The organism is Streptomyces sp. NPDC048277 (genome assembly GCF_040652235.1).
Lineage (GTDB): Bacteria > Actinomycetota > Actinomycetes > Streptomycetales > Streptomycetaceae > Streptomyces.
In genome coordinates, this window is record NZ_JBEZLQ010000015.1 from 152,813 (window position 1) to 167,460 (window position 14,648).

A 14,648-nucleotide genomic window follows, 5' to 3' on the forward strand; every position below is an offset into this window, starting at 1 on the left:
CGGCAAAACCGTGTGGCGCAGGGCATCCGCCCAGGTGAACGGCCCGCATGATGAGGGCATGAGACAGCGCGTGGTGCGAGTCGCCCTGACCGCCGCCCTGGTCGCCGTCGTCCTCCTCGCCGTCCCGCTGGCCCTGGCGATCAGGTCGTCCCTGTACGCCGACCAGCGCGACACCCTGGAACGGTCGGCCCTGGCCGGCGCCGTCCGCGTGAGCCCGGACTTCGTGACCGGCGACCCGGTGGAGCTGCCCGCGCCCCCGGCGGGCGGGCGGCTCGGCCTGTACGACCCGCACCTGCGGCTGCGCGCGGGCAGCGGCCCCCGGCCCGGCGACACCCCGGTCCGGCACGCCCTGGCCGGCGAGGTGGTACGGGAACGGGCGGACGGCGACCTGGTGGTCACCGTGCCCGTCGCCCACGCCGAGCAGGTGATCGGCGTCGTACGGGCCTCGTCCCCGGCGGCCGCCGTACGCGACCGTGTCCTCACCGCGTGGGCGCTGCTGCTCGCGGTCGCCGTGCTCGCGCTGGCCGTCGCCGTCCTCGTCGCCCGCCGTCAGGCGCGGGCCCTGGCCGCTCCGCTGGAAGACCTCTCCCGGCACTGCCGGGCCGTGACCGGGGGCGACCTGACCGCACGGGCCGCGCCGAGCAGCATCGCCGAGATCGACCAGGTGGCCCGCACCCACAACGAGATGCTGCACAGCGTCTCCGAACTCCTGCGCCACGAACGGGACTTCACGGCCAACGCCTCGCACCAGCTGCGCACCCCGCTCACCGGTCTGCAACTCGCCCTGGAGGCGGGCCTCGCGCAGGAGGACGACGCCCGGCTGCGGCCCGTACTGGCCGAGGCGCTGGCCACCACACAGCGCCTGCACCACACGGTCGAGGAGGTGCTGCGCCTGTCCCGTTCCGGAGAGGCCGCCCGGCCCGCCGCCGCGACGACCGGGGTACGGCAGCTGCTGCGGGAGACGGAGGAACGGTGGCACGGCCTCTTCGCCCAGGACGGCAGACGCCTGGAGTGCGACACCCAGGACGCTCCGGCCGACGCCCGGATTCCCGGCGCGCCCGTCGCGGAGGTGCTCGGCATCCTGCTCGACAACGCCCGGGTGCACGGGCGCGGCACCGTCCGGGTGACGGTGCGGGACCTGGACGACGCCCTCGCCTTCGACGTCAGCGACGAGGGTGCCGTGACGGAGGAGCCGTCCCGGCTCTTCGGCCGCGGCCGCACCGGGAACGGCGAGGGAACGGGCATCGGCCTGTCCCTCGCGCGCGACCTGGCCGTCTCCCTCGGCGGCAGGCTCTCCCTGACCGGCCGGCACCCGGCCACGTTCACCCTGCTCCTTCCCGTCGGCCAGGACGGGACACCGGCGCGCGGCGCGTAGGACGGGGCCGCCCGGGTGGCAGTCACCCGGGCGGCCCCGTGTCCGAAGGGAACCCGCGGGGATCAGCCGGTCGGTCCCGCCGGGGTCGTGGTGGTCTTGAAGCCCTCGGTCTTGTTGGCCTGGAGGGCGAACTCGTTGGTGAACGTCTTGCCGAGATCCACCGAGCCCTTGACGTTGCCGACCAGCTGCTCCGTCGCCAGGGAGGTCTTCGGACCGCCGGCCGGCATGATGCCGTCCGGGAGGAACTGGCCCTTGTCCTCGGTCAGGGCGGTGATGTAGTCGGCCTTGGTCACCAGCTGGTTCGACACGAACGAGGCCGGCAGCTTGTTCGCGATGTCGGCCGCGCTGTGCGTGTTGATCCAGTGCATGGTGGCGACGAGCGCGTCGACGACCTTCTGCACCGTGTCCTTGTGCGCGTCCACCCAGTCGGTGCGGGCGAGCACACTGGCCGCGGGGTAGGCGCCGCCCATCGCCGCCGTGGCGCCCTGCGTGGTCGCCAGGTCGATCGCGGAGGTGCCGACGCCCTTCTTCTGGATCGCGGCGACCGTCGGCTGCGTCGTCATCACACAGTCGACCTTGCCGTTCTGCAGGGCGGCGATGGCCGTGGAGCCCGCGCCGACCCCGATGCGGTGGAACTGACCGGTCTTGACGCCCTTCTTGGCGGCCAGGAACTGGGTGAGCGTGTCGGTGCCCGACCCCAGGTCGGTGACGCCCAGGGTCTTGCCCTTGAAGTCGGCGCCCGAGGTGACGCCCGACTTCTTGGTGCACATCTCCCGCTCGCCCGGCGCGCCGGACAGCTGGACGACGTCCTCGACCGCCTTGCCCTTGGCCTGGAACTCGATCGTGTGGTTGTACCAGGCGCCCGCCATGTCCACCTGGCCCGAGGCCATGGCCTCCTCGGCGCCGACACCGCCGTCCTGCTCGGTGCTGAGCTGGACGTTCACGCCGTACTTCTTGTAGAAGCCGAGGTTCTGGGCGAGTTGGTAGGGCAGGTAGATCTGCTTGTCTATGCCGCCCACCATGAGCTTCACGGTCGGTGTGCCGGAGCCGCCGCTCGCGGCGGTACTGCTGCTCGAACCGCTGGAGCAGGCGCTGACCGCGCCGAGGGCGAGAACGGTGAGGACGGACGCGGCGACGGCGACGGGTCGTCTGGACATGGCTGGCCACATTCCTTTTCTGGGGTGGGACTTCCTGGGTGGAACAGGGGATGAGAGAGGGAGCGAAGAGGGGCCGGGTCAGAGGGCGTTCGACGCCTCGGAGGGGGCCGGCGGGCGCCAGGACAGCAGCCGGTGTTCGAGCTTGCCGATCAGCCACTCGGCGCCGAGCACGATGACCGAGATGACGAGCATCGTCGCGAACACCCCGTTGGGGTCGAAGTTGTTCTGCGCGGTCTTGATGACCAGGCCCAGACCGCTCTGCGCGCCGAGCACCTCGCCGACCAGCGCGCCGACGATGGCGAAGCCGAAGGCGCTGTGCAGGCTGGCGATGATCCAGGTGAGCGCGGAGGGCACGGTGACGTGCCGGATGATCTGCAGCTGGGAGGCGCCGAGCACCCTGGCGTTGGCGAGGATGTTGCGGTCGACCTCGCGCACGCCCTGGAAGGCGTTGAAGAAGACGATGAAGAACACCAGCACCGCGGCGAGCAGGATCTTGGGCAGCACGCCGATGCCGAACGCGACGATGAAGATCGAGCCGAGGACGATCCGCGGGATCGCGTTGACCATCTTGATGTAGGGGCCGAGGACGTCGGCGAGGAAGCGGCTCTGGCCCAGCGCCACACCGAACACCACGCCGGCCGCGGCTCCGACGGCGAAGCCGGCGAGCGCCTCCTGGATCGTGGTCCAGATGTTCGCGTAGAAGGAACCGAACTCGGTGCCGTTGCGGAACAGGTCGACCAGGCGTTTGGCGATGCCGGAGGGCTGCCCGAAGAAGAACGGGTCGACGATCCCCCAGGCGGTGAACGCCTGCCAGCCGCCGATCACGATGACCGCGAGGCCGATGCGGCCCGCCCACACCAGGCCGATGCGGCGCCGGCGGGCGCGTCTGGCGGCGGCCCCGGCCGAGAGCTGTGCTTCGCTCTCGACGGGAGCGGCGGAAACAGCGGACGTCGTGCTCATGCCGTACCTCCTGCGGTGCGTGCGTAGGCGCGCTCCACCTCCTCGCGCAGCGAGTCCCAGATCTGGTGCTGAAGTTCGATGAAGCGGGGCTGGAAGCGGATCTCCTGGACCGAGCCGCGCGGACGGGGCAGGTCGATGTCGAAGACCGCCTTGACCGACCCGGGGCTGGACGTCATGACGACGACCCGGTCGGCGAGCGCCACGGCCTCGTCGAGGTCGTGGGTGATGAAGATGACCGACGGCCGGATCTGCTCCCACAGACCGAGCAGCTCGGTCGACATGATCGCCTTGGTCTGCACGTCCAGGGCGCCGAACGGCTCGTCCATGATCAGGATCCGGGGTTCGTTGATCAGCGCCGCGGCCATCGCCACCCGCTTGCGCATACCGCCGGAGAGCTGGTGCGGATAGCGGTCCTCGAACCCCGTCAGGCCCACCCGGCGCAGCCAGTCGCGCGCCGAGGCCTGGGCCCGCTGCTTGGGCACCCCGCGGAAGACCGGGCCCATCAGCACATTGCCGAGGACGGTCTTCCAGGGCAGCAGCGCGTCGGCCTGGAACATGAAGCTGACGCCGTCGGTGACACCGTTCACCTCACGCCCGCCGACCCTGACCGAGCCCTCGCTGGGCCGGTCGAGCCCGGACACCATGCCCAGCGTCGTCGACTTGCCGCAGCCGGTCGGGCCCACCACCGCGCAGAACTGGCCGGGCTCCACGGTGAACGAGACGTCCTGGAGTGCTGTGAACACCTCACCCGCGGGAGTCAGAAATCGTTTGGTGAGCCCGGAAATCTCGACTCGCGCGCTGTCCCGGCCGCCTTTCCCGGCGACCGGGCCCACCGCGGCATCGTTTCGCGAAGCCATCTGAGGCCGTCTCCTTCCTAGCCTCGGGGGGCGAACCCCGGGGGTCGAGGAAGGCAGACGCTAGAGGCCGCCGGGTGTTACGTCGCTGTTTCATCCGTATCCCGCGTTAGCCGTGTAAGCAGGGGTTCTGCTCGTTCTGCTCACGGTGCCGGGGGTGGCAGAAGGCCGGGGGCGGGGGCACAATCACGCCACCACGGGTACGGCGCAGGGGCCGCGCCCGGAGCCGTACGACAGGCGAGAGACACCGGTGAAACCCATCCGAATCCCGGTCGGCCGCGGCGGGAAGGGACGGCTCTCCGCGCGGATCCTGGCCAACCAGCTGGTCATCCTGGCACTGACCGGGCTGATCGGTTTCGTGCTGTTCGCCTTCGCGCAGCGGGGCGAGATCGACCGCGCCTACGAGCAGCGGGCGCTGGACATCGCGCAGACCACGGCCGCCGACCCCCAGATCCGCCGGGCCATGCAGGACGGGGACGGCGGCGACGTGGTGCAGTCGGTGGCCGAACGCATCCGCGGGGCCTCCGGCGCCTCGTACGTGGTCGTGCTCGACCTGCGGGGCATCCGCCACTCCCACCCCGACCCGTCGCTGATCGGCGAACCGACCGGTGACCGGATCGTGGTGCTGGACGGCACCACGCACGTCGGCACCGACCAGGGCGCGACCGGGCGCAGCGCCAACGGCAAGGCTCCGCTGTACGGGCCCACCGGCGAGCTGGTCGGCGAGGTGTCCGCGGGCATTCCCGAGCACTACGTGCTGGGCGAGCTGTGGCGCGAGCTGCCCACCTTCGGCGTGTACAGCGCCATCGCCGTGGCGCTCGGCTCCACGGCCGCGTTCCTGCTGGCCAGGCGGCTCAAGCGGACGACGTTCGGGCTGGAGCTGGAGGAGATCGCCGGGCTGCTGCAGGACCGGGAGGCGATGCTGCACGGCATCCGCGAAGGAGTCGTCGCCTTCGACCCCGACGGCAGGATCACGGTGGTCAACGACGAGGCCCGCGAACTGCTCGGCCTCGGCACCGCGCTCGGCAGCACGCTCGCGGAGGCGCTGCCGGACGGGCGGCTGCGGCGCGCCCTGGACGGCACCCTGACGGGCGGCGACATCAGCGTGCTCACCGACGACCACTGCCTGGTCGTCAACCGGATGCCGGTGGCCCTGCACGGCCGTGAACTGGGCGCCGTGGTCACCGTCCGCGACCGCACCGAGCTCATCGGGCTGCTGCGCGAACTGGACTCGGTGCGCGGCCTGACCGACGCGCTGCGCGCCCAGCAGCACGAGTTCACCAACCGGATGCACACGGTGGCCGGGCTGCTGGACATCGGCGACCACGACGCCGCCTACGAGTTCGCCGTCGAGACCGCCGGCGCCGAGCAGGCGCTGACCGAGTCCGTACGGGAGCGGATCGGCAACCCGCTGCTCGTGGGACTGATCGTCGCCAAGATCACGGTGGCGGCGGAACGCGGGGTGCGGATCGTCCTCAGCGACGACTCCGCCCTCGGCGAGGACCCGCCCCATCTGCGCCGGCTGCTCACCGTCGTCGGCAACCTGCTGGACAACGCGATCGACGCGTCCGCGACCGGACCGGCCCGGGGGCCGGGCGGTCCCGAGGTGCGCCTCTCCCTCGTCGAGGCCGTCGACGCGGTGCGGGTGGAGGTGGCCGACACCGGGCCGGGCATCCCGCCCGGCACCGCCGAGTCGATCTTCGAGGACGGCTGGTCGACCCGTCCGGACCGGGGCACCGCCCGGCGCGGGCTCGGGCTCGCCCTCGTCCACCGGCTGGTGCAGCGGCACGGCGGCACGGTCACGGTCAGCGAGGGGCCGGGCGCGGTCTTCACGGTGCTGATGCCGGTGTCCGGCACCGCGCCCGGCCCGCAGGACGCCCTGTTCACGACGGCTCCACCGGTACTGGACGGCGTCGGGGGAGGTGACCGCTGGTGATCCGGACCCTGGTGGTGGACGACGACTTCCGGGTCAGCCGCATCCACTGCGACTACGCGTCCCGCGTCAAGGGCTTCGAGGTGGTCGGCCAGGCGGCGACCGTGGCCGAGGCGCTGGCCGCGGTGCGCGCCCTCGCCCCCGACCTGCTGCTGCTCGACATCTTCCTGCCGGACGGCAGCGGACTCGACGTGCTGCGCCGGCTCAGCGGCGACGAGGGCGGCGACCGCCCCGACGCCATCATGATCACCGCCGACCGGGACATCGCCTCGGTGCGGATCGCGATGAAACTCGGCGCCGTCGGATACCTGGTCAAGCCCTTCGGAGCACCCGACCTGGCCGAGCGGCTCACCGCCTACCGCGAGCTCCAGCACCGGATGGACGCGCTCGGCACGGTCCCCGAGACCGAGCAGGCGGATGTGGACGCCCTGTTCAGCGCCGCCCGCCCGCCGGCCGTGCCCCGGGTCCCCGCCAAGGGCCACTCGGCGCCGACGCTCGCCCTGCTGCACCAGACCCTGCGCACCGCGCACGACGCCCTGTCGGCCGCGGAGACCGCCGAACGCACCGGGGTCTCCCGCGCCACCGCCCAGCGCTATCTCTCCTACCTGGTCAAGGAGGGCATGGTCCGTCTCGAACTCCGCTACGGAGCCACGGGACGCCCCGAACACCTGTACCGCGTGGTGCACTGACGGGGCGAGGGGCCGGGTCCGGGTCCGGGGCCGGCGACGGCTCCGGGGCCAGCTACGGGCGGCGCGGCTCCGGGACCGGCGGGGGGCTACGGGCGGCGCGGCTCCGGGACCGGCGGCGGGCTACGGGCGGCGCGGCTCCAGGGCGGGCGGCGGGCGGCGGGCGCCGCGGCTCCAGGGCCGGCGACGGGCGCCGCGGCTCCAGTGCCGGCGAGGGCCGGCGGGCGCCGCGGCTCCGGGGCCGGCAACCGGTGGTGGTCTTCGGCTGTGGACACCGGCTACGACCGCACGGAGTCCGACCGCTCCTCCTTTTGAGGCAGCATGCTCCCGCACGTCGGGCGGCGGCGCCCCGGCCCGCGGCCGACTTCTGCCGCTGTTGCCCGAGCCGCGGGTGAACATCGGCGTCGCGGCGCAGCCGATGCCGTGCGGAAGTCAGGATGTGTTCAGGTATCCCGTGGCACGGTCGGGCCTCATGGCGTACGAGACCTCGCAGAACCCCGCCGCACCGGCGGCCGGCACCGAGCCGGTGGCCGCCCGCCGCGCGGGCTGGAACAAGGTGCCCGAAGTCACCCTGTACTTCTGGATCATCAAGGTGCTGTGCACCACGGTCGGCGAGACCGCGGCCGATCTGCTCAACGAGAAGGCCGGCCTCGGCCTGACCGGAGTGTCCGTGCTGATGAGCGCGCTGCTGGCGGTCGTCCTGGTGGTCCAGTTCCGCACCACCGCCTACCGCGCGGGCGTGTACTGGACGGCCGTCGCCCTGATCAGCGTCGTCGGCACGCTGGTCAGCGACAACCTCACCGACAACATGGGCGTCCCGCTGGAGACCACCACCACCGCCTTCGCGATCGTCCTCGCGGTGGTGTTCGTCGTCTGGTACCGGCGCGAGCGGACGCTGTCCATCCACCACATCGACACCACCGGCCGTGAGTCCTTCTACTGGCTGGCGGTCCTGTTCACCTTCGCCCTGGGCACCTCCGCCGGCGACCTGGTCTCCGAGCGCCTGGACTTCGGCTACTGGCTCTCCGCCGTCCTGTTCGCCCTGTCCATCGCCGCCGTCGCCCTCGCGCACTTCACGCTCGGCCTGGACGCGGTGTGGAGCTTCTGGATCGCCTACGTCCTCACCCGGCCGCTCGGCGCCTCCATCGGCGACTACCTCTCCCAGGCCACCGGCGACGGCGGCCTCGGCCTCGGCACCGTGGTCACCAGCGCGCTGTTCCTCGCCGTCATCCTCGGCCTGGTCGTCTATCTCTCGGTCACCCGGAGGGACGTGGCGGAACCGCAGCCGACCGCCCGGCGCACGGCCTGACCGGGCCACGCGTCCGGCCCCGGCGAAGCGTCACCCCGGCCGGCCACGACGGCGTGAGCACGCCGAACGCCGTGCAGGCACCGACACCGGTGGCGGCGGCGAGGTCCGCGGGATCACGCCGGTCCGTGTCGCCCGCCGGAGACGGAGGCGACGCCCGCGCCCGCGGCGGCCTCCGTTCCGTCGTCCTCCGCCACGGGCGGCAGCAGCACCTTCAGGGGGGTCGAGGCGACCCACCCGGTCACGGGTCCGGACCACCGCGTCAGCGCGCGCATCGACAGGGCCGCGACAAGACCCCCGACCACCACTCCGACCAGCACGTCGTGCGGGTAGTGCGCACCGACCCACACCCGGGAGACCGCCATCGCCAGGGCGGCCACGACCGCGACCGCCCCCAGCCGACGGGAGACGAACAGCAGCGCCACGGCGGCCGCGGCGGCGATCGCCGCGTGATTGCTCGGGAAGGACCAGTCACCGGGCGCCGGACACGTCTCCAGGGTCTTCACCCGGAGGCTCTGGCACGGCCGGTCCTCGCGCACCGCCGACTTCACCACGGCGTCCAGGCCGTACGCCGCGAGCACGACCACGGGCACGGCCAGCGTCCTCACCGCCGCCGCGGCCCCGGCACGGCGTGCCCACCACCAGCCGAGACCCATGAGCACACCGAACACCGCGAGCCCGTACGTCGACCAGAACGACACCGCGCCGTCCAGCCAGCCCGGCGCATGCCGGGCCGCCCGCACCACGTCCAGGTAGGCGGAGCCGTCGATCGACGACCCGTCGAAGGCCATGATCACCTGGCACCCTCCTGCGGCTCGGCGTCCCGGCGGGCGGGATGAATCGGTGTGGCCATGGAAGCGGGTTCCTTCCTGTGAACTGCGCCGGGCACGAGCCCGGACTGACTACAGTCTTGTAGACGTTCCTTGACTGTAGACGGTCCGACGAGGGCATTCGTTCCGCGCCTCACCCGAACGGGGTGCGCGGGCCCCGTCCCGGAGGGGTGGCGGATTGCCTCCGTTGTTATCCGTCGTCAGGGAACGCCACCCCCTAAGTTTCCCTCTACATCATGTAGTAGTAACTTTCGGGACGGGAAAAGAGGAGACGTCGTCATGGCTGACACGTATCGCGCCGGAGCGGGCGTCGAGGTCCGGCGTCGTACGGCGACGGATCCGGCGGCGCCGCCCCCGGCCTCCGCCCCGCCGCCCGGCAGCCCGGGCACCGCCCCCCAGCAGCTGCACCGCGGCATGACCCTGGTGGCCACGATCAGCCTGTTCATCGGCACCCGCGCCGCCTGGACCACGGCGATGGCGGCACGCCCGGCGGTCGCCGGTGCCATCTCCGTCTGCTACGCCTCGATCCTCGTCTGCGGTGTGCTCGGCCTTCTCGTCCGCACCCGCCGGGCGCTGATCCGGGTCGACGCGGCCGTCCTGATCACCGCCGTCGCCCTGACGGCCTGCGGCTACCTGCTCGACCACGCCGGCAGCGACGAAGGCGTGCTGACGGCCCAGGCCGCGAGCGAGATCCTGCACGGCCATCCGGTCTACGGCCAGGCATGGCCCTGGCTCTTCGACATCGCGCGCGTCGGGGTCACCAAGACCATGTCCGGCGGCGCCGACTACACCTACGGCTATCCGCCGCTGACCGCGCTGCTCGCCGCGCCGGTGCACGCCGTCGTCCACTCGACGGCCGCCGCCACCCTGGTCACCACGGTCGCCCTCCTGCTCTCCTCCGTCCTGCTGTGGCTCCTGCTCCCGACGCCCTGGCGGTCCGCCGCCACCGCCGTCTGCCTCGGCTTCGGCATCCTGCCCGGCTACGCCTACAGCGGCTACCCGGCCATCATGGCCCTCGCCCTCCTCGTCCCGGTCGTGGTCCGCTGGCCCGGTACGGGCCAGGGCGGCGACCTCGGACCGAGAGGCGTCCTGCGGGCGGCCTGTCTGGGCGCGGCCTGCGCCGCCCAGCAACTCGCCTGGTTCCTCGCCCCGTTCCTCCTGGTCGGCCTGTACGCCGTCAGACGCGGCGAACTCGGCCCGCGCCGCGCCCTGGCGGTCACCACCCGCTACGCCGCCACGGCCGCCCTCACCTGGTCCGCGGTGAACGCCTACTTCGCGGTACAGGACTTCCCGGCCTGGCTGCACGGCATCCTCCTGCCGCTCGAGCAGAAGGCGATCCTGCACGGCCAGGGCGTGATGGGCATCTCCTACTACTTCACCGCGGGCAGCAGCCGTCTGGACTACTACTCGTACGGCAGCCAGCTGCTCCTGCTGGGCCTGCTGGCCGCCACGGTGCTGTTCGTCCGGCGGCTCGGCCCCGCCCTCACCGTCCTGCCCTGGGTGGCGTTCTACCTGGCCACGCGCTCCCAGGACGGCTACTTCCTGATGATGACCCCGCTGTGGCTGGCGGCCGCCGCGACCGCCCCGGCCGCCGCGTTCGCCACCGCCTGGCAGCCCCGCCTGCCGAGCCTGCCCCGCCTCACGGGCCGTCGTACGAAGGCCGTCGTGGCGGCCGGGCTGGTCACACCCGCGCTGCTGTGCGTCGCGATCGCCGCCGCGAGCCCGCCGCCACTGCACCTGGGCCTCACGCCCCGCTACGCCACGCACGGCGCGCAGGCCGGTGTCACCGCCATCGAGGTACGGGCCGTCAACACCACGGGCACGTCCCTCTCCCCGCACTTCGCCAGCCGCAGGGGCCAGGGCGCCTCCAACTGGTGGACCATCGCCTCCGGCCCGGCCACCCTGGCCCCGCACGCCTCCGCCGACTACGTCGTCCGGCCCCCGGGCGGCTTCCGCGCGGTGCCGGGCGGCAGCCGGTCGGGGACCTACCTCATCGCCGTCACCGGCACCCCGATGACGATCACCACCGCCCGCATTCCGCCGGCCCGCTGACGGGTCCGCCCGGGGAAAGCGCTCGCCTATCACCAACCCAACCGGCCTGACCAGCAGCTTTGTCGAGGTGTTCAGGTTGCGGTCAGGTTGGCGGCGCGGTGTTGAAAGTCATGCACCGGAACACCCAAAACAATGGCAAAGGCATCTGTGGCGACGGGAGTTCACCGTGTCATCGTGCGTGTCATGACCACCGAGCACCTCCTTCACGACCGACCGCTCGACCGCCACCGCGCACTGGCGATCAAGGTGCCGGAAGTGACCGTCTACTTCTGGATCATCAAGGTGCTCACCACCGGGATGGGCGAGACCGCGTCGGACTTCCTGGCCCATGCGTTCGGCCCGGTGCCGGCGGTCGGGCTCGGCGGTGTCGCCCTGGTGGCCGCCCTCGCCGTGCAGTTCGCCGTACGCCGCTACATCGCGTGGGTGTACTGGACCGCGATCGTCATGGTCAGCGTCTTCGGCACGATGGCCGCCGACGTCCTGCACGTCGGCCTCGGCGTGCCGTACGCGGTGTCGACCCCGCTCTTCTTCACCGCGCTGGTCGCGGTGTTCGCCCTCTGGTACGCCGTCGAGCGGACCCTGTCCATCCACAGCATCCGTACCCGCCGCCGCGAGGCCTTCTACTGGGCCGCCGTCCTCGCCACCTTCGCGCTCGGCACCGCCGCCGGCGACCTGACCGCCACGGCCGGCCTCGGCTACTTCGGTTCCGCCGTCCTCTTCGCCGTCGCGATCTGCGTACCCGCCCTGGCCCACCGGGCCGGCGTACTGAGCGCCGTACCCGCCTTCTGGACCGCCTACGTCATCACCCGTCCCCTCGGCGCCTCGCTCGCCGACTGGATGGCGCTCCCTCACAGCAGGGGCGGCCTGGCCTTCGGCCTGGGACCGGTGACCCTCGCCTGGACGGCGGCCATCGTCTGCTTCGTGGGTTACCTGGCCGTCTCCCGCCGGGACGTGCAGAGCTGAGACCACGGCGGGCCGTCTGCCGCGACACCCCGACGGCCCGAGGCCGAGGCGGCGCTACGGCCGTCCCCCCGCCGGTCCCACCCCGCTCTGCGTGCTCCGGTGCCCCCGGCGGTCCGCCGAGGTCACCGGACGTTCCCGGTGCGGGTGGCTGTCCGCGCACCGGAGGCGGACGACGGCGTCGAGTCCGCCGCCCGGGGCCGCCTCCAGGGTGACGTCACCACCGCCGGCGTGGGCGAGCCGGCGGACCACCGGCAGGCCGAGGCCCGTGCCGTCGTGGTCGGCGTCGGGGGCCCGCCAGAACCGGTCGAAGGCACGGGCGCGGTCCGCCTCCGTCATACCGGGCCCCTGGTCGACCACATGCAGCTCGGCCACGGGCGGTGTACGGCCGTTCTCCCGCTGGGCGGTGACGGTCGCCAGCGTGACGGCCGTTCCCGGCGGGGACACGCGCAGTGCGTTGGAGAGCAGGTTGTCGATGATCTGCTCCAGCGCCCCCGGGACCGCCCACACCCGGACACCTGCGCTTCCCGAGACGGTGATGCCGACGCCCTGCTCCTCCGCGAAGGCCGTCCAGACGGCCGCGCGATCGGCGACGACGGCGTCGAGACCGACCGCCACCGGGCTGATCGCGGAGGCCTCCAGCCGGGCGAGCGCGAGCAGCCCCTGCACCATCCGGCTCAGCCGCTCCATCTCCGCGAGCGCCTGGTCGAGGCTGTCCTGGGCGCAGGGGGCGAGGTACGGCTCGAAGTTCTCCAGGCGCAGGCGCAGGGCGGTCAGCGGGGTCTTCAGCTGGTGCGACACCTCGGAGGAGAACGCCTGCTGGGCCTGGAGCAGATGCTGGAGCCGGGTCGCGGTCCTCGTGAACGACGCGGCCAGCCGGCGCAGTTCCGGCGGTCCGTGATCGGTGGCCGGCGGATCGGTGATCCGGCCCTCGGCGAGCTGCGCCGTGGCCCGTTCCAGGGCCTGCACGGGACGCGTGATCGAGCGGGCGAGGGCGAAGCCGATCAGGGAGACGGTGGCCAGGACCCCCAGCCCGACCACGCCGAGAACCAGCCATACGGTGTGGACCCGCGCCCTGAGCGGGCCCAGCGCGTACACCGTCCGCACCACACAGGGGACGGTGGCGGCGGAGCCGCCCGGCACGGTGACGAAGAGGACCTCGCCGCCCGGGGCGGGGCCGTCGCGGGTGACGACGGCGGGGTGACCGCTCAACGCGGTGGAGATGTCCGCTTCCGCGGAAAGGTTCTCGCCGACCGGAGCCCGGGCGGCGGTGTCGGTCAGGACAGCGCCCTCGTGCCCGGTGACGAGGACCCGGCTGTGGGTGCGCCGCCCGTAGTCACGGGCCACGTCCGGGAGATCGGCCGACAGACCGTGCTCCATTTTCTCCTCGCAGACCGCGGCGAGCGTCATCGCGCTCTGCTGCGCCGCGTGGGAGAAGCGGGACAGCTCGCTGCGGCCGTAGAAGACACCGAACGGCACTTCGAGCGCGAGCAGGACGAGCAGTATGAGACTCAGGTGACTGAGCAGGAGACGACGCGTCACCGGGACTCTCCGCCGGGGGCCGGCACGGCGGCGGGTGCGGTGGATACGGCGGGTGTGGCGGGTGTGGCGGGTGTGGCGGGTGTGGCGGGTGTGGCGGGTGTGGCGGGTGTGGCGGGCACGGCGGGTACGGCGGACGCGGTGGACGCGGTGGACGAGGCGGACGAGGCGGACGCGGTGTCGAGGTGCGCCGGTGGTACGAGGCGGAAGCCGATGCCGCGGATGTTCTCGATCCACGCGGAGTCACCGAGTTTGCGGCGCAGCGTGGCGATGTGGACGTCCAGGGTCTTGGTGGGGCCGAAGTAGTTCGGTTCCCACGCCGTGTCGAGGATCTGCCGGCGCGAGCAGACGGCACCCGGGTCCTCCGCGAGGCAGGTGAGCAGGTCGAACTCCTTGGGGGCGAGGGCGACGGGCGACTCGTGCAGACGTACCTGGCGGGTGCGGCGGTCGATGGCCAGCGGGCCGATCCGCTGGACGTCGGGCGTGCCGCGCAGGGCACCGGGCATGCCGTGCAGGGGGCCGGAGGCCGGGCCCAGCGCACCGGGCGTGCCGTGCGGCGCGCCGCCGGACGTCCCCCGCCGTGCCGGGTCGTCCGAGGGATGGGGCTCCTCGTGGCCGGCGTCCGGCATCGCGGGCCGGGCGCGGCGGGTGACGGCCCGGATGCGGGCGACGAGCTCCCGCACGCCGAACGGCTTGGAGACGTAGTCGTCCGCGCCCAGCTCCAGACCGAGGACCCGGTCCACCTCGTCGTCCCTGGCCGTGATCATGATGATCGGCACCGACGAGCGGGACCGGAGCGCACGGCAGACGTCGATGCCGTCCATGTCGGGCAGCCCCAGGTCCAGCAGCACCATCTGCGCCTCCGGCGCGGCGAGCCCGGCGGCACCCGTTCCGGCGTGTTCCACCGTGAACCCGAAACGGCGCAGCCCCTCCGCCAACGGTCCGGCCACCCGGTCGTCGTCCTCGATCAGCAAGACACGCATGCCGAAAAGGCTG

Annotated in this window: 12 protein-coding genes; 6 read left to right on the forward strand and 6 right to left on the reverse strand. The window is 72.7% G+C overall.

All coding sequences use genetic code 11. From position 1 onward, the window contains the following. The first annotated feature begins 58 nt into the window (after positions 1–58). Positions 59–1,375, forward strand: coding sequence for a HAMP domain-containing sensor histidine kinase (locus AB0D85_RS30400; RefSeq protein WP_362327091.1), 1,317 nt, complete (start codon positions 59–61; stop codon positions 1,373–1,375). A gap of 62 nt (positions 1,376–1,437) precedes the next feature. Here AB0D85_RS30400 and AB0D85_RS30405 read toward each other — a convergent pair whose 3' ends face one another. From AB0D85_RS30405 to AB0D85_RS30415, 3 genes are all read right to left on the reverse strand, one after another. Continuing rightward, the gene (locus tag AB0D85_RS30405) at positions 1,438–2,532 is read right to left on the reverse strand and encodes an ABC transporter substrate-binding protein (RefSeq protein WP_362327093.1); all 1,095 of its coding nucleotides are present in this window, start codon (positions 2,530–2,532) and stop codon (positions 1,438–1,440) included. 78 nt (positions 2,533–2,610) lie between these two features. Continuing rightward, positions 2,611–3,492 (reverse strand): ABC transporter permease, encoded by an 882-nt coding sequence (locus AB0D85_RS30410; protein WP_362327096.1) that lies wholly within the window; start codon positions 3,490–3,492, stop codon positions 2,611–2,613. Then, complete coding sequence (locus tag AB0D85_RS30415) at positions 3,489–4,349, reverse strand: ABC transporter ATP-binding protein (RefSeq protein ID WP_362327099.1); 861 nt, start codon at positions 4,347–4,349, stop codon at positions 3,489–3,491. Before AB0D85_RS30415 ends, AB0D85_RS30410 begins: the two co-directional genes overlap by 4 nt. Before the next feature lie 247 nt (positions 4,350–4,596). Between AB0D85_RS30415 and AB0D85_RS30420 the strand changes: the two genes are divergently transcribed. The 3 genes from AB0D85_RS30420 (at position 4,597) to AB0D85_RS30430 (ending at position 8,274) form a co-directional block, all read left to right on the forward strand. Then, the gene (locus AB0D85_RS30420) at positions 4,597–6,282 is read left to right on the forward strand and encodes a sensor histidine kinase (RefSeq protein ID WP_362327102.1); all 1,686 of its coding nucleotides are present in this window, start codon (positions 4,597–4,599) and stop codon (positions 6,280–6,282) included. Beyond that, positions 6,279–6,968 carry a response regulator gene (locus tag AB0D85_RS30425; protein WP_362327105.1) on the forward strand — a complete coding sequence of 230 codons (690 nt, stop codon included), beginning with the start codon at positions 6,279–6,281 and terminating at the stop codon, positions 6,966–6,968. Before AB0D85_RS30420 ends, AB0D85_RS30425 begins: the two co-directional genes overlap by 4 nt. Positions 6,969–7,437: 469 nt before the next feature. After that, entirely contained in the window at positions 7,438–8,274 is an 837-nt protein-coding gene (locus AB0D85_RS30430; protein ID WP_362327108.1) for a hypothetical protein, read from the forward strand. A 113-nt stretch (positions 8,275–8,387) separates the two neighbouring features. Here AB0D85_RS30430 and AB0D85_RS30435 read toward each other — a convergent pair whose 3' ends face one another. Next, positions 8,388–9,068, reverse strand: a complete 681-nt coding sequence (locus AB0D85_RS30435) for a phosphatase PAP2 family protein (RefSeq protein WP_362327111.1) — start codon at positions 9,066–9,068, stop codon at positions 8,388–8,390. Positions 9,069–9,380: 312 nt separating this feature from the next. On the opposite strand from AB0D85_RS30435, the gene AB0D85_RS30440 reads away from it, so the two are divergent. Both AB0D85_RS30440 and AB0D85_RS30445 read left to right on the forward strand, forming a co-directional pair. Further along, positions 9,381–11,153 (forward strand): hypothetical protein, encoded by a 1,773-nt coding sequence (locus tag AB0D85_RS30440; protein ID WP_362327114.1) that lies wholly within the window; start codon positions 9,381–9,383, stop codon positions 11,151–11,153. A 183-nt stretch (positions 11,154–11,336) separates the two neighbouring features. Further along, complete coding sequence (locus AB0D85_RS30445) at positions 11,337–12,116, forward strand: hypothetical protein (protein ID WP_362327117.1); 780 nt, start codon at positions 11,337–11,339, stop codon at positions 12,114–12,116. A 54-nt stretch (positions 12,117–12,170) separates the two neighbouring features. On the opposite strand, the gene AB0D85_RS30450 is transcribed toward AB0D85_RS30445, so the two are convergent. Next, positions 12,171–13,655 carry a HAMP domain-containing sensor histidine kinase gene (locus tag AB0D85_RS30450; protein WP_362327120.1) on the reverse strand — a complete coding sequence of 495 codons (1,485 nt, stop codon included), beginning with the start codon at positions 13,653–13,655 and terminating at the stop codon, positions 12,171–12,173. After that, positions 13,652–14,635: a response regulator transcription factor gene (locus AB0D85_RS30455; RefSeq protein WP_362327123.1), complete on the reverse strand. Its 984-nt coding sequence runs from the start codon at positions 14,633–14,635 to the stop codon at positions 13,652–13,654. Before AB0D85_RS30455 ends, AB0D85_RS30450 begins: the two co-directional genes overlap by 4 nt. Positions 14,636–14,648 lie beyond the last annotated feature (13 nt).

Coding starts and splice junctions, on each gene's coding strand:
- AB0D85_RS30405 (WP_362327093.1), bottom strand. CDS start 2,532: ATGTCCAGACGACCCGTCGCCGTCGCCGCGTCCGTCCTCACCGTTCTC.
- AB0D85_RS30440 (WP_362327114.1), top strand. CDS start 9,381: ATGGCTGACACGTATCGCGCCGGAGCGGGCGTCGAGGTCCGGCGTCGT.
- AB0D85_RS30400 (WP_362327091.1), top strand. CDS start 59: ATGAGACAGCGCGTGGTGCGAGTCGCCCTGACCGCCGCCCTGGTCGCC.
- AB0D85_RS30455 (WP_362327123.1), bottom strand. CDS start 14,635: ATGCGTGTCTTGCTGATCGAGGACGACGACCGGGTGGCCGGACCGTTG.
- AB0D85_RS30410 (WP_362327096.1), bottom strand. CDS start 3,492: ATGAGCACGACGTCCGCTGTTTCCGCCGCTCCCGTCGAGAGCGAAGCA.
- AB0D85_RS30445 (WP_362327117.1), top strand. CDS start 11,337: ATGACCACCGAGCACCTCCTTCACGACCGACCGCTCGACCGCCACCGC.
- AB0D85_RS30415 (WP_362327099.1), bottom strand. CDS start 4,349: ATGGCTTCGCGAAACGATGCCGCGGTGGGCCCGGTCGCCGGGAAAGGC.
- AB0D85_RS30430 (WP_362327108.1), top strand. CDS start 7,438: ATGGCGTACGAGACCTCGCAGAACCCCGCCGCACCGGCGGCCGGCACC.